22 protein-coding genes are annotated in these 20,068 nt (G+C 61.4%); 13 read left to right on the forward strand and 9 right to left on the reverse strand.

The window, feature by feature from the left end; all coding sequences use genetic code 11:
• The first annotated feature begins 146 nt into the window (after positions 1-146).
• The 6 genes from LYSHEL_RS10930 (at position 147) to LYSHEL_RS10950 (ending at position 3,589) form a co-directional block, all read left to right on the forward strand.
• Entirely contained in the window at positions 147-812 is a 666-nt protein-coding gene (locus tag LYSHEL_RS10930) for a hypothetical protein (RefSeq protein ID WP_213498424.1), read from the forward strand.
• A complete protein-coding gene (locus LYSHEL_RS10935) occupies positions 809-2,113 on the forward strand; it encodes a replicative DNA helicase (RefSeq protein ID WP_213434070.1) in 1,305 nt (434 codons plus the stop codon). Before LYSHEL_RS10930 ends, LYSHEL_RS10935 begins: the two co-directional genes overlap by 4 nt.
• A gap of 17 nt (positions 2,114-2,130) precedes the next feature.
• Positions 2,131-2,484, forward strand: a complete 354-nt coding sequence (locus tag LYSHEL_RS10940; RefSeq protein WP_213434071.1) for a hypothetical protein — start codon at positions 2,131-2,133, stop codon at positions 2,482-2,484.
• A gap of 55 nt (positions 2,485-2,539) precedes the next feature.
• Positions 2,540-2,869 carry an HGGxSTG domain-containing protein gene (locus tag LYSHEL_RS16155; RefSeq protein ID WP_407075141.1) on the forward strand — a complete coding sequence of 110 codons (330 nt, stop codon included), beginning with the start codon at positions 2,540-2,542 and terminating at the stop codon, positions 2,867-2,869.
• The gene (locus LYSHEL_RS10945; protein ID WP_213434072.1) at positions 2,860-3,288 is read left to right on the forward strand and encodes a hypothetical protein; all 429 of its coding nucleotides are present in this window, start codon (positions 2,860-2,862) and stop codon (positions 3,286-3,288) included. Before LYSHEL_RS16155 ends, LYSHEL_RS10945 begins: the two co-directional genes overlap by 10 nt.
• A gap of 148 nt (positions 3,289-3,436) precedes the next feature.
• A complete protein-coding gene (locus LYSHEL_RS10950; RefSeq protein WP_213434073.1) occupies positions 3,437-3,589 on the forward strand; it encodes a hypothetical protein in 153 nt (50 codons plus the stop codon).
• A 153-nt stretch (positions 3,590-3,742) separates the two neighbouring features.
• Here LYSHEL_RS10950 and LYSHEL_RS10955 read toward each other — a convergent pair whose 3' ends face one another.
• Together LYSHEL_RS10955 and LYSHEL_RS10960 are read right to left on the reverse strand one after the other, a co-directional pair.
• Complete coding sequence (locus LYSHEL_RS10955) at positions 3,743-5,185, reverse strand: hypothetical protein (protein WP_213434074.1); 1,443 nt, start codon at positions 5,183-5,185, stop codon at positions 3,743-3,745.
• Positions 5,163-7,718: a hypothetical protein gene (locus LYSHEL_RS10960; RefSeq protein ID WP_213434075.1), complete on the reverse strand. Its 2,556-nt coding sequence runs from the start codon at positions 7,716-7,718 to the stop codon at positions 5,163-5,165. The genes LYSHEL_RS10955 and LYSHEL_RS10960 overlap by 23 nt, the downstream gene beginning before the upstream one ends.
• A 708-nt stretch (positions 7,719-8,426) precedes the next feature.
• On the opposite strand from LYSHEL_RS10960, the gene LYSHEL_RS10965 reads away from it, so the two are divergent.
• Positions 8,427-8,720: a DUF4258 domain-containing protein gene (locus LYSHEL_RS10965; protein WP_213434076.1), complete on the forward strand. Its 294-nt coding sequence runs from the start codon at positions 8,427-8,429 to the stop codon at positions 8,718-8,720.
• 441 nt (positions 8,721-9,161) lie between these two features.
• Here the strand turns inward: LYSHEL_RS10965 and LYSHEL_RS16160 are convergent, their stop codons facing one another.
• Both LYSHEL_RS16160 and LYSHEL_RS10975 read right to left on the reverse strand, forming a co-directional pair.
• Entirely contained in the window at positions 9,162-9,395 is a 234-nt protein-coding gene (locus tag LYSHEL_RS16160) for a transposase (protein ID WP_407075142.1), read from the reverse strand.
• A gap of 96 nt (positions 9,396-9,491) precedes the next feature.
• Complete coding sequence (locus LYSHEL_RS10975; RefSeq protein WP_213434078.1) at positions 9,492-10,037, reverse strand: YczE/YyaS/YitT family protein; 546 nt, start codon at positions 10,035-10,037, stop codon at positions 9,492-9,494.
• Between the two features lie 239 nt (positions 10,038-10,276).
• Between LYSHEL_RS10975 and LYSHEL_RS10980 the strand changes: the two genes are divergently transcribed.
• The gene (locus LYSHEL_RS10980) at positions 10,277-10,726 is read left to right on the forward strand and encodes a hypothetical protein (protein WP_213434079.1); all 450 of its coding nucleotides are present in this window, start codon (positions 10,277-10,279) and stop codon (positions 10,724-10,726) included.
• 76 nt (positions 10,727-10,802) lie between these two features.
• Here LYSHEL_RS10980 and LYSHEL_RS10985 read toward each other — a convergent pair whose 3' ends face one another.
• On the reverse strand, positions 10,803-11,069 hold the full coding sequence (locus LYSHEL_RS10985) for a hypothetical protein (protein ID WP_213434080.1): 267 nt from the start codon (positions 11,067-11,069) through the stop codon (positions 10,803-10,805).
• 417 nt (positions 11,070-11,486) lie between these two features.
• On the opposite strand from LYSHEL_RS10985, the gene LYSHEL_RS10990 reads away from it, so the two are divergent.
• From LYSHEL_RS10990 to LYSHEL_RS11010, 5 genes are all read left to right on the forward strand, one after another.
• Positions 11,487-13,127 carry a S8 family serine peptidase gene (locus tag LYSHEL_RS10990; RefSeq protein ID WP_213434081.1) on the forward strand — a complete coding sequence of 547 codons (1,641 nt, stop codon included), beginning with the start codon at positions 11,487-11,489 and terminating at the stop codon, positions 13,125-13,127.
• Positions 13,128-13,139: 12 nt separating this feature from the next.
• A complete protein-coding gene (locus LYSHEL_RS10995; protein ID WP_213434082.1) occupies positions 13,140-13,412 on the forward strand; it encodes a hypothetical protein in 273 nt (90 codons plus the stop codon).
• Between the two features lie 147 nt (positions 13,413-13,559).
• Positions 13,560-13,919, forward strand: a complete 360-nt coding sequence (locus tag LYSHEL_RS11000) for a helix-turn-helix domain-containing protein (RefSeq protein ID WP_213434083.1) — start codon at positions 13,560-13,562, stop codon at positions 13,917-13,919.
• A gap of 433 nt (positions 13,920-14,352) precedes the next feature.
• The gene (locus LYSHEL_RS16165) at positions 14,353-14,688 is read left to right on the forward strand and encodes a PH domain-containing protein (protein WP_407075185.1); all 336 of its coding nucleotides are present in this window, start codon (positions 14,353-14,355) and stop codon (positions 14,686-14,688) included.
• A gap of 234 nt (positions 14,689-14,922) precedes the next feature.
• Entirely contained in the window at positions 14,923-15,927 is a 1,005-nt protein-coding gene (locus LYSHEL_RS11010) for a glycosyltransferase family 2 protein (protein WP_213434086.1), read from the forward strand.
• Between the two features lie 751 nt (positions 15,928-16,678).
• Here LYSHEL_RS11010 and LYSHEL_RS11015 read toward each other — a convergent pair.
• Genes LYSHEL_RS11015 through LYSHEL_RS11030 form a run of 4 tightly spaced genes read right to left on the reverse strand, consistent with a single transcriptional unit; the run spans position 16,679 to position 20,015 of the window.
• Positions 16,679-17,260, reverse strand: coding sequence for a DUF2867 domain-containing protein (locus LYSHEL_RS11015; protein ID WP_213434087.1), 582 nt, complete (start codon positions 17,258-17,260; stop codon positions 16,679-16,681).
• Positions 17,223-18,053 (reverse strand): alpha/beta fold hydrolase, encoded by an 831-nt coding sequence (locus LYSHEL_RS11020; protein ID WP_213434088.1) that lies wholly within the window; start codon positions 18,051-18,053, stop codon positions 17,223-17,225. The genes LYSHEL_RS11015 and LYSHEL_RS11020 overlap by 38 nt, the downstream gene beginning before the upstream one ends.
• A gap of 15 nt (positions 18,054-18,068) precedes the next feature.
• The gene (locus LYSHEL_RS11025; RefSeq protein ID WP_213434089.1) at positions 18,069-19,613 is read right to left on the reverse strand and encodes an NAD-dependent succinate-semialdehyde dehydrogenase; all 1,545 of its coding nucleotides are present in this window, start codon (positions 19,611-19,613) and stop codon (positions 18,069-18,071) included.
• A 48-nt stretch (positions 19,614-19,661) separates the two neighbouring features.
• Positions 19,662-20,015, reverse strand: a complete 354-nt coding sequence (locus LYSHEL_RS11030; protein WP_213434090.1) for a cupin domain-containing protein — start codon at positions 20,013-20,015, stop codon at positions 19,662-19,664.
• Between the last annotated feature and the right edge of the window lie 53 nt (positions 20,016-20,068).

The raw sequence follows: 20,068 nt of genomic DNA on the forward strand, positions 1-20,068 counted from the left end.
GACCAGGCCACGGCACAAGCAACGCCCCAACCGCATCGAAGACGAGTGCGGCGCCGCGAACGCGATTACTCCACCCCCTAAGGCATCGCCCGCCATCGACGCGCATGAGTGCGCCCGACGGGCTACAACGATTCGAGACGAAACACATGGCTCGTATTCGCACCATCAAACCCGATTTCTTCACCAGCGAGGACATCGTGAACCTCTCGCCACTGGCACGACTTCTGTACATCGCGCTGTGGTGCGAGGCTGACAGGGAAGGCCGCATGGCCTGGAAGCCTCGAACCTTCAAGTTGCGGTACATGCCTGGGGACGAGTGCGACGTAGATGTCCTGTGCGCCGAGATCGTGGACCGCAAGCTAGTCGTGTTGTACGGCGACGGGTTGGCTTACATCCCCGCGTTCGGCGAGCACCAGCACGTCAACCCACGCGAGTCCGTCTCATGCCTGCCCGCACCTGACGCGTCACCACGCGTGCGGACGCGTGGAGCACGCGACAGTGACGCACAGGTAGGAAGGGAAGGGAAAGGAAAGGAAGGGAGGGATAAAGGCGCGTCGCGCGACGCGAAGAGTCGCAAGACCTCCCTACCCAACGACTTCGCTATCTCGGAACGCGTGCACCGATGGGCCAGCGAGAAAGGTATCTCTCGGATCGAAGAACGCTTCGAGCACTTCGTCGGCGTCGCGCAGGCCAAGGGTTACACGTACGCAGACTGGGATGTGGCGCTGATGAATGCCATCAGGGACGACTGGGCGAAGTTCGGCCATACGCCGGTGCAGTCGCTCTCGTCGTTTCCGGAGTTGCGCGCATGAGTCGCGACGACGGCCTGCTACTGGTCGAGCAGCAGCTGCTGCATACGGCGCTGGTGCGTCCCTCCTCGGTGTCGGAGATGCCGCTGCAGGCGCGGCACTTCACGACCGAAGCCTTTGCCGAGTTGTGGGAGTACATCACCCGCCTCAACCTCGAGGGCAATCCCGCCGACTTCATCGTCATCTGCGAGGCAGCGGAGCGCGATGGGCGCCTTTCGATTCGCGACCTGGCGGTGCGCCTGGCGTGCGACAGGGACCTCATCGCCTGCAGCTACCCCAGTTATCAATCGAAGCGAGTGGTCGATGGCTGGCGGTGCCGCGAGGCGGGTCGCATCGCCGACGACCTGCGAAGCGCCACAGGCCGTCGGGAGGAGGGCGCAGTCGATCGAGCGATCTCCGAGCTCATGGACCTCTTCGCCGACGACCGCGAATGCGAACACACGGCTAAGAGCGCCATGTCCGCGGCGTGGGGCCAGGTGCTGGCGGCTCATGAGGCAGGTGGTGCGTTGGTGGGGGTGCCGACAGGTTTGGCAGGCCTGGACGATGCGCTAGGGGGACTACACGACTCAGATCTGATCGTGGTCGGTGCGCGTCCTGCGATGGGCAAGACGGGACTTCTTCTCGGCATGGTGCTCGCCGGCAGCATCGATCATGCGCGCAATGGCTGCCCCGTTGGATTGATCTCCGCCGAGCAGCCACACGAACAGGTGGGTCTGCGGTGGATGGCGACAGGATCCTCCGTGTCGGTGGGAAGGCTCCGCACCGCTCGTATCGAGGACCATCAGTGGAGTGGCCTAACAGTAGCCGTCAGGGCTTACAGCGACCGCCCCATCCGCATCTTCGACCGCAGCTCACCCGACATCGCCGACGTTGCCCGCGTCGCACGTAGGTGGAAGCATCAATTCGGCATTCGCGCACTGTACGTCGACTACCTCCAGAAACTGGAGAACGCGTCTATGGCGAAGGCCCCACGACACGAGCGCGTGGGTGCCATCGCGAAGTCTCTGAAGAACCTGGCACGCGAGCTCCGCATCCCGGTCGTCGCCTTGGCGCAGGTCAGTCGGGAGGTGGAGAAGCGCCCCGATCAACGCCCTCTTATGTCCGATCTGGCTGACAGCTCGGAAATCGAGAAAGAGGCCGACCAGATCATGACGCTCTGGCGTGACCTTTCGAATCCCTCCGCCGAGTGCACGCCGGCGGAGATCAACGTTGTGAAGAACCGCCACGGAAACATCGGGCGGGTTCATTGCCTCTGGCGCGGTGCACAGACGGCATTCGTGGATCCGTCGAGCGAAACCCACTAGTCATCCAAGGACCCCCAATGCCCACGTCCAAGCAACCGCGCCTCGGCGCACACGAACTGAAGTACCTCGCGCAAGAACTGGGTCAGGCAATGCAGGCGCTGAGCCAGCAACACCTGCTACTTCGCGAGGAACTCTTCCTAGCCGCCAAGGCTGCGCGTAGTGAGAAGTGGACCAAGCGAGACGTGCCCAAGTGCGGCGCCGTCAAGGCAAGTACTGGTGGTCGCTGCGCCACCCCTCTCCAGCCGGGTCAGTTCCGGTGCGACCTCCACGCCCAGGAGCTGAGCGATCGCCGCAAGTCGAAGGTGAGCAAGGACAAATCGGGTGGGGACGGGGGAGGAAGCAATGGTGCCCCTGCCATCCCTGTCACCTGAACTTGGTAGTGCCTACACGCGCGCACGAATGACTCTGGTGAGGAGGTGGCGAGAAATGGGGGATCGAGAAGCCGGAAAGGGACCACCTTCGAAGGGTCCAAGGGTGGGAGGTTCGTGCCAGGCCCGGACCACCCAAGGTACCCCCTGCAGGTGGTTGTCTGTCCCCGGTTACAGGCGCTGTCGGCATCATCACGGCAGGTGTCGAGCACTCACCAAAAGCGGCAAGCCATGTCGTGGCGGCGGCCTCAATGGAACAGGGCGGTGCAAGTGGCATGGTGGCCTGTCCACCGGGCCCGTGACGACTGAAGGGAAACGGCGAGTCGCATTGAACCTGCCCCGAGTGCGGGATAAGCGTCACCGAGTAGGAGGTAGGAAGTGGACGTGATCCTGCGAGATTCGATCATTAATCGAGCGCGGACAGCGAATAATCTTGTTCGCTCATCATGGCCACATGAGCTTGATGCTCTTCACGACGCGGAGATCGAACTAGGCTGTTGTCACGAGCTCTTTGAGGTGGATCATCAAAGTGAATCCGTGCGCAGTGATACGAAGGAACCGAAGTCATCTGTCGCGCATTTCGAACTGTTCCTGGCGAAAATGCAGTTCCACAATGCGGATGGTGAATCGACTTCGTTAGCGAACCTTACAAACGGGGATCTCTGGCTGGTTTGGCTTGAGTACAACGCGAACATGGTGCGTTGGGTTTTCGAACATGGCGATCCAGAGCATGAATTCATTTCCACGACACTCCTACGTATGGAGGTGGCTATGTTGATGGCCTCGCCCATTTGGCGGGTCCAGTAGCGCATGCGCCGCGGGCATACCAACGCGAAAAGGAGTCCTAATCGCTTGCGCGATTGCGTAAAAGCCAATCCGCTCCTTGGGGGCGCTAGTCCGTTGACGCTCGTTTCAAGAGCCTCAGGCTGGCCACGTCTTCTCGAGGAGCGCCGCGATGAAATTCACCCTGGAAGGCAAGATTAACCTTCGCGTTTTGATATTGCTGATCCTGATCCTATTTCACTATGAAGGACCGGCAAAAGCATGGCGAATCGCCTTCGTTAGCGTGTGCTGCCGCGTGGTCACCACGATGCAGGGTTTGGGGTGATCCAAGACGGCCCGAGCTCACGACGACGCGACGCCTTCGTTGCTAGCGATTTCGCCCGCACGGGAGGCGTGCTAATTGGGTCCTCGCACCGGCGGCTGAAGCCTGTCTGGAAACGTCAGACGTTTGGCGTGTGAGTACTAAGCCGATGCGTCCTTAACGCGACAACGCGCTCGGCCGAGCCAAATGGCCCTGGATCACCAGCACGCAGATCGACACCGCGCCCTTGGCGTGGGTGCGGATGCCCAATAGTGTCTCGGGCGGCACCGGCGCCGTCTTCTTTTCGCTGCTGTCGAGCACGCACAAGATGGCCGTGCGCTTTGACTTGGCGACGGCATAGCTGGCGGTTTGGGCGAGGAAGGGGTCACACTGATCCACTGAACTGATAAGGGTGTCGACGGCCTTTAGCTCGATCGGCATACCGTGCAACGACAGATCGGTGATGCCACCGGCGGCATGAGCGTGCTCGTCCAGATCCGCGCCGATCACCGTTTGGCGACGCAACTCTGCGCGCACGTGCCGTTGAAACGCCGCTTCATCCCATCGTCCTTTAAACTCGGCATCCTGTACCGCGCGGCCGGCCAGATTGCATAGCGCCGCGAGCACTATCAGTGCATCGGCCGTTTCTGATTGGGGCACGCCGGGGCGGCGACGCAGCGCGTCACGCAGTGTGTACAGTGCTTGGTCCAACCCTGGATAGCCGCAGACCTGCAGCTTGGACGCGTCAGCACCGTCCACAATCAGCGTGCGGTGGCCGACGACGGCCACCGGTTGATCCCCGCGCTCGGGGATGAACTCGGCGGTGTATTTGAACTCGAAGGGGCGTGCGTGCATGCCCTGAGGCAGCAGCAACGCGGCGCGGCCGCTCTGCCGCATCGTGTACGGCGCGTCGCCGTCGGGCTTTTGAAACTGAAAGCTGGGGAAGTCGTAGGTCGATTTCGGCTCTACGGAGATAGGCGTCAGCCGCAATTCGCGCTTGTCTTGCGGCCAGCGCGACACGCGGACTTCGATCTCCAGGTCGTGCACTTCCCGGGCTGCTAGCTGGTGCACTTCCGCGGCCGGCTGTCCATCGAACTGGAACTTCAAGAACGCGACGGTCAGGTCGACCAATGGTTCTTCTTTGCGCTCCAGTTCCGACTGGACAGCCCAGTCCGGTTTCACCGGCTGCGCAAAGATCCCGACAGGCAGCGGTACCGCAGTGAGCGCGTGGGCGATGTCGGCGACCTGTTCGATCGATTCCAGAGTCGCCAGACCTGCGACAGCCGCACGCAACTGCGCCGCGGCATCGCTCTGGTCGTAGTCGTTCAACCAGAGTCGGTAACGCTCGCGGGCGCTGCGCAAATACCTATCGGCGTCTGGCTCGGCCTCGAGCACGGCCCGGCGCCAATGCGTGAGCATGTCAACGATACGCACGATGCCGCCGAAGGCGTTGTACGCCGTGGCGGCTGCCGCACTCGACACGGCCGCAGACACCGCGTCGAGGGCCACGGCCAGCGTTTTGAGATCGTGGGGCGGCCACTGCCCATGCGCGATCGCCGCCAAGGCCTCAACGGCCTGCAGTCGTGGCAGCAAGGACTCAGAAGAAAGGGAATTTTTCATCGTTCTTGAACAGTTGCGCCAGCTCTTCGTTGACTTGCATCCATGCCTGGCCCAGCGCCAAGGCCTCGTCCAGCTTTCCCTCGCTGATCAGGTGTTCGAAGCTGACGCGGCGCTCGAGCTGCTGCGCCTGCAGTCGGCGAGCGCGCTCGCGCACAGTGTCGGGGAAAGCGGCCACATGCAACGCGGCTACTTGGGTCGCACCCCGCCAGGCGCGGTCACGCGTGAGCAGTTCGACAAACGTGCTGCACAGCTGAGGGTTGCTCGGGTCCGTTGCCACAGCCTCCAAGATCGCCGGGACATGGGGCGCGCACGCGCCCAAGGGAAGATCCGCCACCAGCTCCAGTGCGTGCTCGAGTTCGTAGTCTTGTCGGCAGTGGCCGATCCAACCCAGGACTAACGCCGCCCAGCCATCGAGGTGCTGAAACTGTGTGAGGAAGTAGCGGTGCCCGCTGCGCAAGAGCACCGAGGTCTCCAGCTCCGAGACCAGGGCCACCAGCACTTGGCCTTGCGCCTTGGGCAGTGGGCCCTCGCCGCGGTAGGTCGTTACCTTCGCTTCGATGCACTCGAGCAGGAACTCGGGGTCGTTTCCCCCGCGGTAGGCGACGATGAGGTTATCTAGGGCGGCGGCAATCAACGGGTTGAAGTGGGCCGGAAGCCGGAGTCGCCCCAGCGCCTGCACCGCCGCCTTGTGCACGATTACGTAGGGATCGAACAACATCAGGACCAGGCTATCGGCGACTAGGTCCGGGAGATCGGAGAATCGCTGGCTGCCGATGTCCTTGAGCGCGTCGGCGGCCGCAGCGCGCCCGGCGACTGAGGCCCCTACCATGGTGCTGTACAGATGGGGCAGCATCGTATTCAGTCCGGTACTTGTCGCGAGCAGCGGCGCGAGCTCCCGTACGACCGCCGCCTCGAACGTGTCGCCGAGCAGGCCGCGCTGGCTCAGAAACGCCTCAAAGCGCGCCAGCCCGTCGGCATCGGTGAGGGCGCCGTGGATTGCCACCTCAAGCAGCGCGGCGCGCAGGTGCCATAGACGCGTACGGCGGCTGGCCTTCACCATTTCCGCCAACGGATCGGGCGGCGTCAGCACGCTGGGCTCCTGCTCCGGTGCCTGGAGCTTGGAATCCAGGACCGCGGCCGTGCCCAGCAGCGCGTCCATCGCCACTTTCGCGGCCGGGGCGAACGCCCCACTCTGACGTCGGAACGCGCCCAAAACATGCTGGGAGACTTCGTTGTTGTCGGAGGTGACCGACAGCGCAGCCAGTCGCCGGATCGCCACGACGAATGCTTGTGTGTGAGCGGGGTCGATCACCGATTTCGCGTCACGATCGCGATCCGCATGGCGCAACACGTGTTCGTAGACGCCTGCCACGCGGCCTTCGCCGTCGTCCGAGGCGCTCTCGAACTGGCGCATCAGCTCGTCATCGGCAAAGTCGGGGCCGGCCAGAAAGGCGTAGGCCAACGCCACCTGGAGGTCGTGGACGATTTGGCGCAGCTCGGACTCGCGCTCGAACTCGACCAGGACGTCCAGCCGGGATAGATGCGCCGCCAGCGGACGCAGGAAGGGGCGGATCCAGCGGGTGTTCCGAGCGATGAGCATACCCATCGCCCGGCTGGTCACGCCCACGCGCAGGCGATCGCGGCGGGTGAGTAAGGCGAGCAGACCCCGTTCGACAGCCTCCGGAAACCGATCTGCCACCTGCATCAGCGGATTGGGGTCGCAGTCGTCGTAGTGCAGGCGCCCGAACTCCGAGCGGGGCGGCGACGCGACGTACGCCAGGCCCATGACCGCTTCGGGGACGTCGGCGGCATCAACGAGGTCCAGTCGCTGCGTCACCGTCGCCGCGGCGAGCTCGAGCGCATACCCTTGGCGTAGGCACTTCATCGCGCAGCGCACCAGTCGTCGCTGGTCCGCAGTGTCGGCCAGGACGGTCAGCGCCGCCGCCTCCAGCCAGTGGTCGTCGCCTTCCAAGACCGAGAACAGGTACTCGGTGAGCGCCGGCACGAGAATTTCTGGCGCTAGGCGGGCGCTCTCGATCAAGCGGGTCGCCGCCTGCTCGTTGCGTTCGGCGTCGAGCCGATCCAGATCGTCCATGAAGGCTTTTGCAAGCACCGGCAGAGTCGCTCGCAACTCGGCGCGTGCGGCCGCCCGCGCCTGCAGCGCCGTCTCCTTAACGCGTTGCGCGTCTTCCGCACGCGTCTCCGCGTCCTGACGATCAGCGTCGCGCTGCGCAACCAGCATGGAGAGGTTGGGCAGCGCGACCGGCACCCGATGCGGACAGCCTACGCAGTTCGCGTCATGGAAGCGCACCGCAGACTCTTCCAGCATCCAAGTCGCCATACCCGAGGCCGACGCAAAATCGCACGCCATGGCGTGGTGTCCGATGGGCAGGCCGGTCTGCATCTCGATCATCCCCGTGCCGCCGAACTTCTCGACGCGAGCATGACGGCACCAATTGTGGATCAGGCGTTTGGCGTGCTGATTGCGTTCGCCGTCCTGGATCGCGCGCTCGATATCCCGATCCCGACTCACCCGTCGCTCCTGTCACAATTGCGTGTCTCGGCAGAGTCTACCCGTCGCCTGCACTGGGCTTGGTTAGGCCTTGTTGGCCAGGGTGCTTCACAGGGAGGTAGCGGCCACTGTCTCGGCTTCCCGATCGCCAGAACTGCGTCCCGTGTTCGCCGCGCCAGCGTGGCACAGGCCCCACACATTGCGGTCAAAGGAAGAAATGCGCCGCGGAGTGTCGAACGCGGACTGGGGTACGAACTGCGGTATGCACAGATCCAAGTGCGCACCCGATGCAGGTCACGGTGTCATCCGGCTTGGGGTTTTCGGGCTGCTTGAACATGGTGCCGCTAAGCAACGATGCATGCCGCCACGGGATCCCCCTATAAACCGCAACGCGCGGCACAGGGACCAACGCTCAAACCGGCGCCAACGGCCCAAGAATAATTCCCGGTGTACCCTAGTCACATGGCTACCGGCTAAGAAGTCGCCCTCACACGCTCCAAGTCTCCATGACGCGGTTCCGGTCCGGATGCTGAATACCCCGCCGACCCCTTCACGCCCCCAGCCAACCCCGCCAAGAAGGCTAAGGCCCCGCCAAAGCGCGCCCGGAAGCCATAGATGAGCCGGCGGGGGAGGCGGGTGGCCGGTCCTCACCATGCCGTCCGTCACGGTTGTATATACAAGATCAGCGTATATACAATCCGCAACCCCGCCATGGAGGCATCCCGGGCAATGCCGCGCATCATCATCTCGGAGACGATCCGAGCCAAGCTCGCCGCCCTCCACGACGTGGGCGAACCCGAGGTCCACCAGTGCTTCGCCAATCGAACTGGCAACCTTCTTATTGATACCCGGGAGCAACATAGCGACCCGAAGACGCTTTGGTTTATTGCACCTACCAACAGGGAACGACTGTTGAAGGTGTGTTACGTCCCCGCTGGAGATTATTTCCTGCGCACTTGTTACCCGCCCGACGAAACGGAACTTGCGATCTACCGCAAGCATGGGAAGCCAACGGACTTTTGATGAGAGATATATCTATGAACGCTCGCAACTTGGACCCCGCCATCACCGAGAAGTGGGAAAACGGCGAACTGGGGCGTAGTGACGAGTTTGTCGCTGTAGCCTCGGAGGGTGAGTCGCTTCAACTCGACTCAGACCTAGCAATGAAGTTGGTGTCTATTAGGCTGCCGATTCCGCTGATCGACACTCTCAAAACAATCGCAGGCCATTACGGCATTGCGTATCAACCAATGATTCGGGACTTGCTTATGCGGTTCGCTAGGTCTGAGATCCATCAGATCGTAAGTGAGCTTGATAGCCAAATGAAGCAAGCTCAGTCGTCAGACGAATCTAGCCCTCCCGTTGAGGCGTTCATAGAACGAACCCGGATGGCTGCCTGCGGCTAATTGAAAAGCCCCGCTTAGCGGGGCTTTTCTTATCTGACTCCTCTCGGTACGTCAGGAACTAGCCGCTGATGCTCTTAAGCGCAAGCTGCGCGCGCGTTCCGCATCGGTGTGGCCCATCCTGGTGCGTGTTCCAGCGGAAGTCGAGCTCGGTGACGTAGCGCTGCAAGTGCTGCTCGCCGACGTGATGGAACGTGCCGACCAAGCCGCGCTCAAGCAGGCTAAAAGAGGCGAGTGACGGCTTTCGACCCGAAGTGGACATTGGAGCGTCTATTTCACTTATCGGCCGGCGCATCCATGCGCAACACCAGGTAACGCATGAAGAACTGCGTGATCGGCCCCACGCATAACGCAAACACGAGAGTGCCCACGCCGACGGTTCCGCCCAGCACTACGCCATCGCGAGCACTACGATCTCGATGCCGGTGCGCACGCGTTGGATCGACCAGCCCGTGCGGCGCGCGAATCCGGTCATCAGACCGTCGCGGGGCCCGGGACCGAGTTGCGCACCGACATAGAGCGCAGTGACCAGCGCACAGACCAACATTCCACCTGCCAGGCAGACGCAACGGAATGGCAAAGACTCGGGCGCATCAAACATCCGAAGATTGAAGCCAGGTGAAAGGCCCCAGCAGCAGCGTGTTGGCGATCGTGCCCAGCCCGGCATCTGCCGCAGCGGAATCCCGAGCAGCAACACCGCCACGGCGACCAGGACCATGACCCCGCCGAGCGACAGCGGCAGGTGCTGTGCCGCGCCTTGGTGGAATACGACCCACGGCGAGCCGCCGAGCGCGCTTTTCATCAACAGCGTGTTGGACACGCCGTACAGCCACAGGCCAGCCAGCAGACGCACGAGGCGCTCGGGAAAGCGGTCGGCCCGCAGTTGGGCGAGGGGGCCGAGATTAGCCAGTCCGAGGGGGGAGGTCTTGGAGTTCATGCGCGCCAGTATCTGGACGAGTCGCGCTTTCACGCAGAACCATGGCCCCGTGAGCTGACCCCTGAGCACTTGGCTGCGTTAATAAGCCAGTTCCCCTGCAAGCCGGTCTGCCGTGGCCTCCTTCAGGCGAGTTCGCGGCTATGCCGAAATTGGCCGCGCTCGTAATCGCGACAATTGGTTCTGCGGGCAGCATCAAGTCCAAAGCAGAGTGCATCCCAGCGACTTTGGAGGAACTCTGAATGACCATGTACAAATCGCTTGTCTTTGCACTCGTCCTCATTGCCGCGCCACCATTCAGCACCCAGGCGTTTGCAGGAAATCCCGATACGCCCACCTACTTGGCCTACGCCGCAGAACCGGTTCAGAAGATTTATTCCGACGCGCTGCTTGGTTTCGCGCTTGAGTGGAAGTGCCAGTTTCTCGAGCAATCTGCTCGAGACATTTACGAACAGCGTCTAAGCACAACGCAAAACGAGTTTGAGGGGTATGTATTGTTGCAAGGCATGGCCAAGAACCCGCTGGAGGCTGTTGAATACGTCAAAGCGATGACAATGGCAGCAATACGCTTCGCCGCTGCTCAACCTTGCGATCCAGGGGCAAAGGAGGAAGTCTCTAAGGGGCTTCAGCGGTTGAAGGATTTCGACGAAGAAATGCGCAAGGATCTTAAGCCGTTGAAGCCAAACGATTGATTTAAGCCGACGCTACGTCGCTCCCCCAGCTAGTTCAGAGTTAGAAATGCAGTGGCGGACACCTTTGGCGAACACCTCAACGCCTTGGATGCACGTAGTGCCCCTTCGTCGCGGCGCTCGTAAGTGCATCGATCAACTGCTTGGTATTTTTCCCGCTTTTGGCGCTGGATAGTTGCTGCCTAACAGCGGTCGGCAAGTAGTGATTGAACGCGTCGAGCAGCGTCCTCTTGTCAGCGTTGTGTGCAAACAGCACGGCAAGCGCTGTGGCTATGGCTTGGTTGGATGCCAGGAGATCGCTCAAGCGATCCGAGACCGCTTGCGGGTCCAATTCTGGTTCGTTCATGGACGTCACCACTTACGCCGCAAAGCACGGCTTAGAGACCAACGTAATAACCGGTCGCAGCGGCCTAGGAATTATTCCCGGTGTACCCATGGTCACATGGCTACCGCTAAGGAGACGGCCTCACAGCTGGCCCGGCTCGCCACCATGGACGAGGTGTGCGGATGCTTAAACGCTTGCCATCCTCACGATCAATCGCGCACGGCAAGAGTGGCTGTTCCACCCGATAGCGGAACTACCCCGTGATTGAGTCTAACGACGATATGGCGGCTAAGACTTTCTGCACGGAGCAGGATGAGGCTGTGCAAGGGCATGATTACGTGTGTAAGTGATTCTTCCAGAAAATTGCGCGCTTAGCGCTGGCCGTTCGAAAAAAAGTACATCGTTCGCTTGATCGCATCCAAATTTGGGAGGTGCGAAATGGCGGAAGTACGCGTGATGGTCGAGCTGCGCTATGAGGCGAGCGTTGCCGCGCAGGCATTCGACGGGCAGGTGCTGGGATTCGATGCAACTTCGGTTCCCGGGCTGCCAGGGATCCAGTTCGACCCGACATTTGCGCCGGTGCCGATGCCGGCCGAAGTCGATACGCCGAACGCGATCAACATGTTCGATTTGGAAACGGAGCCCGAGAACTCAACGTACGTCGTTCGCGCTGTTGTCGAGGAGAGCCGAATCGACGAGGTACGCAAGGCACCGAACGTGGTGGAGGTCTTTTCCGACCCCGAAATTGCGCCACAGATCGTCTGCCCAGGCGCCGGGCCCGTCGGGACCGACGCCGATGTCGAACGGCTACTGTGCGTGCCAAAGATGCGCCTGGCGAAAATGACCGGGCAGGGTGTTAACGTCGCCATCGTGGATACGGGCGTGAACATCGCGTACCTCAACGCGCACGGCAAAAATCCCTCGTTCGACGCAGCGAATAGTTGGGTGCCGAGGCCGGGGCTTGTCCCAGGAAGCTTGCCCGTGAGTCACGGAACCATGTGCGCATACGATGTCTGCATCGCGGCGCCGAACTGCACCCTTCTGGATATCGCGGTGCTGCAGTCGACGGCCAGCGGGCCCACCATCATGAGCGGGGTGCTGTCGGACGCTTTGCGCGCATACCGGCATCTGCTCGCCTTCATGCTTGCGCCGCGCCGGCCGGGGGACTCTCGATCGCTTGTGGTCAACAACAGTTGGGGCATGTTCCATCCCTCCTGGGATCTTCCGGTCGGGGATCCTGGCAACTACAGCGACAATCCGAACCATCCATTCAATCGAATCGTTGGCGACCTCGAGCGGGCGGGTGCCGATATCCTGTTCGCCGCGGGAAACTGCGGCCGGGATTGTCCGGACGGTCGATGCCGCGGCATCACGACGAATGCCATCTATGGCGCGAATGGACATCCTGCCGTCCTGTGCGTGGCGGGCGTGGACACCACGAAGGCGCGGGTCGGTTACTCCACAATTGGGCCCGGACGCTTGACGCGCCAGAAGCCCGACATCTGCGGCTTTACGCATTTCCGGGGATCAGGCGTCTATGCCGCGGATGGGGGGACGTCCGCCGCTTGTCCGGTCGTCGCAGGCGTCGTCGCCGCCGTTCGGTCACGTCGTCCTTACAGCGCAGGGACACCGTCGACCCATCCTGCAGCGATCCGCAACCTCATCGCCACCACAGCCGAAGACTTAGGCGCCGGCGGATTCGACTTCGAAACTGGGTACGGCGTCGTTGGTGGATGCAAGCTCGCCGGACGATTTCGCGTGCCGACGATTTGCGACCTGTATCCGCGCATTTGCCAGGATCGATTCGACATTTGCAAACGCTACCCATGGCTATGCAGGAACGGCCAACCGTGGCCACCCCGCGAGATCGAGCCGCCACGCCCCATTGATCGCGGGCCCACTTCCATGGAGAACGAACTCGGCTTTCAGCAATTTGCCGGCAGCGATGCGCCGATGCTGGGTGGTGACGAGGACGCGGTGGAACTGGCGTATCGTGCTGGCTTCGAGGCGGGTGTGGAGGCCGCGATGCATACCGGTACACGTAGTGGCGAGAAGGATTGCGGTTGCGGAAAAAGTTAAGGAGAGATGGTGATGCCGAAAGTGCTCGTCCAGTTGCGTGAGGATAGGATCCCACCCAGGTTGGAAGCGGTTCGCGACGCACTGGGCTTGTCGGACGACGACATTGATGCCGCGTATGGCATCGTGCCGATTGATTCCGCTTCGGGGCTCTATACCGTGAGAGTTGAGGAATCGGCCCGCGCGCGAATCGAAAGTGCGCTTCGCGATCTTGGAGCGGGCGACGATCTGGAGGTAGGCATATTTTCGGACCCCCGAATTGAGCCTTTCGGCCCCCCGGAACTGTAACGATGTGGCCGGGGAACTTGGCTCCCCGGCCCTGGCGATCAGTGAAATCCAGTGGCTGGGTGAACTCCGTTGTCAAGTTGGACGGAAGGTGGCTGCTGCCTGCGTCCCGACGCGTTCGAGGGAAGGTCATAGCTCGAGGGTGCTCGTATGGTGCCCATCTTTGTTCGTATCCGCCACGCTCGAACCAAGGCTACGCTCACTCAAACCGAGTTGGCCAGACGTTTGGGCGTCCAACGCAGCGCCGTAACGCAATGGGAGCGATCGGCTGGTACAACGCCTAGCGTCTCGCACTTGTCCCAAATCGCCAGCGAAACACGGGTTTGTTTCGAATGGCTGGCGACGGGTCGCGGGCCACCCAGTCCAATTGATGGAACGTTCGACGAAGCGGTCGTGCTCAATGACTATGCGCACGACGAGCTAGAAGGTCGCGTCTTGGCAGCGCTGCGTCGTGTAGGAGGGCGCCGCCGAGAGACCGTTGTTCGTGTAGTTGAGTTGCTTTCAAGCTGAGTAGCAGAGTCGCCCGTGGCCGCAATGCGCGGCATAAGGGGTTGCCACATGGCTGGGAATGGGGTTCATCGGCGTCAGTAGTATTCACTGCCGCAGGGCGGCTGCGAGTGGTGCCCACGATCGCGACAGTGTCTCGCCATTTTCGGAAGATTGGTTTGGCTTTTGGTGGTCAGAATTGGCCACATTTCTAACCGACGGGACGATCACTCTGAACTCGATGCGTGGCCGTGGTGCCGGCGCGTGGACGGAGCCTGCCATTGTGAGATCTACCGAAGTCTTGGTTGCCAGGGTCGATGCGTGGAATATTCGATCCTGCGTTTCGCTCATCGGCATATTTGGTGCAGTTTTTCTTTTGAGTGCGTCACTTCATGGTCAGCCGCGCCTTATCGCATTGTCTGTTGTGTGTGTCGTAGGGGGCTTTGTATTCCTCCACATGGCGACTGCCGTGATCAAGGTCTACGACGATCGCCTAGTCGTGGGCTCTGGGTTGTATCGGCGTTCCATTCCCGTTTCCGACATTATCGGCACGTCCCAGGACCAATCCGGGACCAGCTTGGCTTGGCGACAAAACGGGATTGCACTGCCGGGATTCGGACTGGGATGGTTTTCGTCTCGGGGCGGACACCGACGACTATTCGTCGCACGAGGACTGACGCGAAACGCGATATTGATTCGAACTTCTGGAAAGTTCGACGTACTAGTGGGAGTGGTCGAACCGGTCAAAGTCTTAACCACTATCGCACAGCTTGTCAGCTCCCATCGTGAGTGAGGTTGCACTAGGGAGCATGGATCTTGCCGTGGCGTTCGTCATTGCGGTCGGGGCGTTCGCAAATTGGACTTCACTCCATGCCCGATTGCGGAATTCAGCCGACATCTGGTTAGTCCTGGCTGTCGGGATTCTTGCCTTTGGCTTCTGGATCAGCCAACGCCTGGACGCTGCGTTTACTGTTACTGCTTCCACTGTAGAAGGCAAGCAACGCGCCTCGGTATGAGCCATGACCGCATGCCCGCCGCTGCCGTATCGATGGTCCGCAATGAATGCGACATCATTGAGACGTTTGTTCGCCTGAATCTTCGCCACTTCGACCACATTTGCATCGTTGACCACGGCAGCAGCGATTCGACGCCGACCATTCTTGCAGCACTCCAGTCGGAAGGGCTGCCCATCTCCGTGCAGCGAGCGGAGCACCTTTATCAAACGCAGGTCGAGACCATCGGCGCGCTGGTGCGGGAAGCGGCAGCTTCAGGTAAATTCGACTTCATCGTGCCTTTGGATGCTGACGAATATCTTCTGCCGCCGCCGGATTTCTCTTGGGACCGGTTGAAGGAGCAGCTTCAAGAGAACCAGTACGGCCTGATTCCATGGCGAACTTATGTGCCGGCTTTAGACGTGCCGGCGGACGCACCGATGCACGCCAGATTCGTGCAGCGGGATAGCGAGCCGGATCAATATTACAAGGTTGTCATCCCACAAGCTGTGGCGCGGCAGTGCACGGTTGCCCCAGGCAACCATGCGCTTGTTTCCCCATCGGACGCGGTAGGCGTGGCGATCGACCTGCCCCTTGCGCATATCCCCATCCGGAGCAGCGAGCAGATCGTGCGGAAGGCGCTGATTGGCAGCCATACGCTTTCCATCACACCGGGCCGCCATCCGACGGAGGGTTTCCATTGGGACATGATGGCCGAACGTCTTCGTTCGACGGGATATCGCCTCGACGGCAGCGAACTCGTCGAGATGGCGCTTCGCTATTCGTTGAAGCCTGAACTCCCGACTCCCGGAGTGTCGACCAGCGCTCCGGGCATCAGCGGTAGCGGTGACGATCTTCGTTATGCAGCCCTGTCGAAAATCGATGTGCTCGCCTCACTCGATGACTTCACTTTGCGGGCGTGCCGCGAACTCAACGCCGTGCGCGAGCGCCTCGAAGCGTCACGGGTCGAGGAAGAGAACGGCATCTTGGGCCGACTGTTCAAACGAAATCGTCGAAACGCCGCGCGCCCCGACCGCTGAGGCCAGCGCCGGTATTCAGCAGGTGCGGTGCATCCAGTTTTTCGACTCAGCAGGTTGGCGATGACCAATTAGTCGTCTGACGAATCTGGTCCCCGCGTTGAGGCATTCACAGAACAAACCAGGATGGCCGCCTGCGGCCAACTAAAGAAGCCCAGCCTGGCGCGGCTTTTCATGAGCGGCACGCGCGGCATCGACTCAGGCGCCGGCACAAACGACGCGACTCCTTCCAGCGACTAGATGGCAAACATGATGCGCCCGATGACGTTCGCGCTCGACCAAGGGTAGCTGATCAAGCCTATCGCTTCGGTGACTGTTCGAGGTGGGATACCAATTAATGACCGACGTCAGATGGCGTAGCGCCCAGCGTCCCGCACGATCTCCACAAACATCAACGCGAGAGTAGGTCGATGAGGACGTGGAGCGCGGCGCTACTTATGTTGGGAATGCTCGGGGTCGGCAGTCTATTCGGGGCAGAACGCGATACATCTGGGTGCGGATGGTGCGCGCAACATCATGTGTGACCGCCAGCGAATCGCAACCCCGAGGAGGAACCGGGCGCTCCCAAAACGTTATCCGCTGATCGCGCGCGTCCAGACGCCCCCCGCAACACATATCCACGAGCTTGTCGCGATGGTGTTGCTCAGGCGCAACAATTCAGGAGGAACCTGGCCTCACGCCCTGTCGGCTGCAGCCGAAGGTGTGGCGCGGCGTCGATCTGGGGGTCGAATATGCGAGGACTGGCCGCGTGGGGTTAGGGCGCGCGCGATGACGGGGCGGACCACCCGCGGCGCGCTGCCCGCCGCATGCTCGCCCGGACGACAATGCGATGGAACGGTGCGATGAGCGCAATGTACGAATGCCCAAGTGTGTTGTGGCACGTCACTACGGTCGACACGACTACCTGGTGCGCGTCTTCGGCTGGGCCGTCGACCGGTCGACAAAGTACCGACAGTCGAAAGTCCAGGTGCTTGTCGTCTTCGCCAAGGATGATTTCGCTCGATCTCGAGTAATAAATCCTGAAGACGCCGATGCGCTGGTCTGGCTTCGACGTGCTTGAAGCTTGAAGGTGCGTCGCTGTCTTGATCCCGAAAGGCCTGACCAGCACGTCCCGCAGCCTCAGGAGCCACTGCATCGACGGCGGCGGCTGCGCGAAAAGGAGACGAGCGAGCACTTCCGGGTTGCGCGATGCGTGATCGGGAAGGGTGATCGCGTAAGCATCGGCTAGGTCCACCGACTTGTAGAAGCCGCGGATTTGCGACTCGGTTGGAATGTCGACCGGGGAGATGCGGTTCGCGTCATGCATAATGGGCAATGCGTTGAATGGCGTCGTCAAGAAAATGCTTCAGCACGGCGTTGAACGGCTCGGGATCTTCCCAGAAGAACATGTGTCCACCGTTGAACGCCGCAAATTCCGCATCGGGACACGTTCGACGTACCCAGTCCTCGGCATCCCGTGCCCATGCCGACTTGACTGCCACGAGCGTGGGAGTCGCGACGCTGACGCGCGAAAGCATCTCGGCGAAGTCGTAGAAAAGAATGTCGGACAGCAACAAGCGACCCACGAAGGGGGGTTGCGAATGCATTTGTGCCAGCAGCCATCGTTCCTCTTCATCGGACAGGTCGCGCTCGACGAAGAAGCGCACCATCTGGCGCCGGAACGCCTCGGGATCTACCGTCAAAGGCCCGAGAAAGCCTTGGAACGCATCGAGGCACGGCACTTCCGCCCAATCGCCGGGTGCTTTCGGCACCGCCAGTGCCGGCATGTCGATGTCCACGAGCGCCCAAAGCAGGTCGACCCCGTAGATGTCGACGTAGTGGGCCGCAGCGAGCGCGCCGTTGGACCAGCCAACCAGGGCAAAGCGCGTGAGCCCAAGGTGCTGGACGACATCGTGCAGGTCGTGCGCATGGGTCACGTAGTCGTTGCCCTCCAGCGTCGTGGAGGAGCGCCCTTGCCCTCGCGGATCCAATGCAATGACGCGATAATTTTGGCCCAGATGCCCCACCTGATGGGAAAAGGCGTCGGCGGTCATGGACCAGGCAGGCACCATGACTACGGCGGGTCCCGAGCCGACGTCCCGATGGAAGATCGAGCTCCCGTCCCGGACCGTGATCAATCCTTCGGTCATGTGATCCGCTCCGCCTTACGTTGCGCCCAGCGCCGACCGATGCGCATCCAGTCCCTTGTGGTATCGGCACGTGTACTTGAAGCGAAGGAACTCCTCCAGCCCGCGGACGCCGCCCTCCTTGCCTACTCCGGAGTCCTTGAAACCCCCGAACGGGATCGGAGCACCGGTAAAGCTCGCTGTGTTGATGGCCACCATCCCGTACTCGAGCGCGCTTTCGGCCAATGCCTGGGTGTGCGCGCTCTCAGTGAACACATAGGCCGCCAGTCCGTAGTTGTTTTGGTTGGCGCGCCGGAGGACATCCTGGGTGCAGTTGAAGGTCTGCAACGGCGCGATCGGGCCAAAGGTCTCCTGTTGATCGATCACCATGTCGCCCCGGACTCCGTCGAGAACGGTTGGCGCCATGAAGTTCTCGCCAAGATTTGTCAGGTCCGATCCGCCTACCAGGATGCGTGCCATTTTTTTCGTAGCATCGCCAACTTGCGCGAGGCAATGGTCTACGCCGGTCCGCAGCGTCATGGGTCCGATTTGCACGCCGGGATCCAGGCCGTGGCCGACCTTGAGCGCCCCGACGCGCGCGACGAACCTTTCACGAAAGCGCGAGGCGATATCGTCATGCAGGTAGATGCGGTTTGCTGCAAGGCAATCCTGTCCACCCGTGGTGAACTTGGCGATCACGCAGGCAGCCACGGCCTCATCCACGTCGCAGTCGGGGAACACGATGAAGGGCGCATGGCCGCCAAGTTCCAGCGACACTCGTTGCATGTGCTGGGTGGCCAGGTTGTTGACAATGCGACCCACGCGCGTCGACCCCGTGAAGGTCACGGCCCGCACGTCGGCATGCCCCAGCACCCGCGGGACGACGTACGCGCCGTCGCCTGGCAACACCTGCAGTAGTGATGCGTCGAGACCTGCCTGATGCCCCAGCGCAGCAAACGCAAGCGACGATAGCGGTGTGCGTACCGAAGGAATCAGCAGGACGGGGCATCCAGCGGCAAGCGCCGCGGCCGCTTTTCTGGCAGGCATGGCCAATGGAAAGTTCCAGGGAGTGATGGCGGCGACGACCCCCACCGGCTCGCTCCTGACGCAAAGTTCGCTGTTGCTCTTGTGCGATGGCATCGTTTCGCCATGGGGTCGCATTGCCTCGTGGGCATACCATTCAAGGTATGTCGCCGCGTAGTTCACTTCTCCCATCGACTCTGCGATCGGTTTCCCCTGCTCAAGGGTGATCAGCCGAGCGAGTGCCAGCTCATGCTGGCGAAGCGCGGCTGCCCAACATGAAAGCACTTCAAACTTATGCCGGGATGTCGACCACCGCCAGCTAGCAAACGCTCGATTTGCTGCGTGCACAGCTTTGTCGATCGCTTGGTCGTTCGAGTCACAAACCGCTGCCAGCTTGCCCCCTGTCGCGGGGTCCAGGATCAGCCTGGGCTGGCCCCCAAAAGTGTGCTCGCCGGCAACGATGGGCCCTGCGACGGCAAGTCCGGCGAACGGTTCCGGAAGGCCGCCCCCATCATGGATGTAGCCCCTGGAGATGCCAACGACGGTCGCAAAGTCACTCATGCTCAGATTTCCTCCGGCGTACTCGACGCTCGCCAAGTTCGTGCCCGCTCAAATGACCTTGCGCGACGCTGCCGTCGACGCATCGCCCGTATTGGGGGTGCCGGTTGGTTCGATGAGCAAGATGTGGCATTCCTGCTCGGCAACCGGGCGATGCCTCACCCCTTTCGGAACGACGTACATGTCGCCGGGGCCGAGCTCGACGTTGCCGTGTTCCGTCTCGAGCCGGAGGTGGCCTCGGAGCACCAGGAAGAAATCATCCGTGTCTTCGTGGACATGCCAGTTCAATTCGCCACAGGCTTTCACGACCATAATGTCCATGTCGTTGAACGTCGCGACCGTTCGTGGCGCATAATATTCGTCGAAGCTATTCAGCTTTGAATTCAGGTTGATTGCCGCGTTCATTTGAGTGTGCAGTATTGAAGAAGCTGTAGCTTCCTCCCTGTCGCTATCGGCTG

The sequence above is a fragment of the Lysobacter helvus genome (assembly GCF_018406645.1).
In the GTDB taxonomy this organism is placed as follows: domain Bacteria; phylum Pseudomonadota; class Gammaproteobacteria; order Xanthomonadales; family Xanthomonadaceae; genus Noviluteimonas; species Noviluteimonas caseinilytica.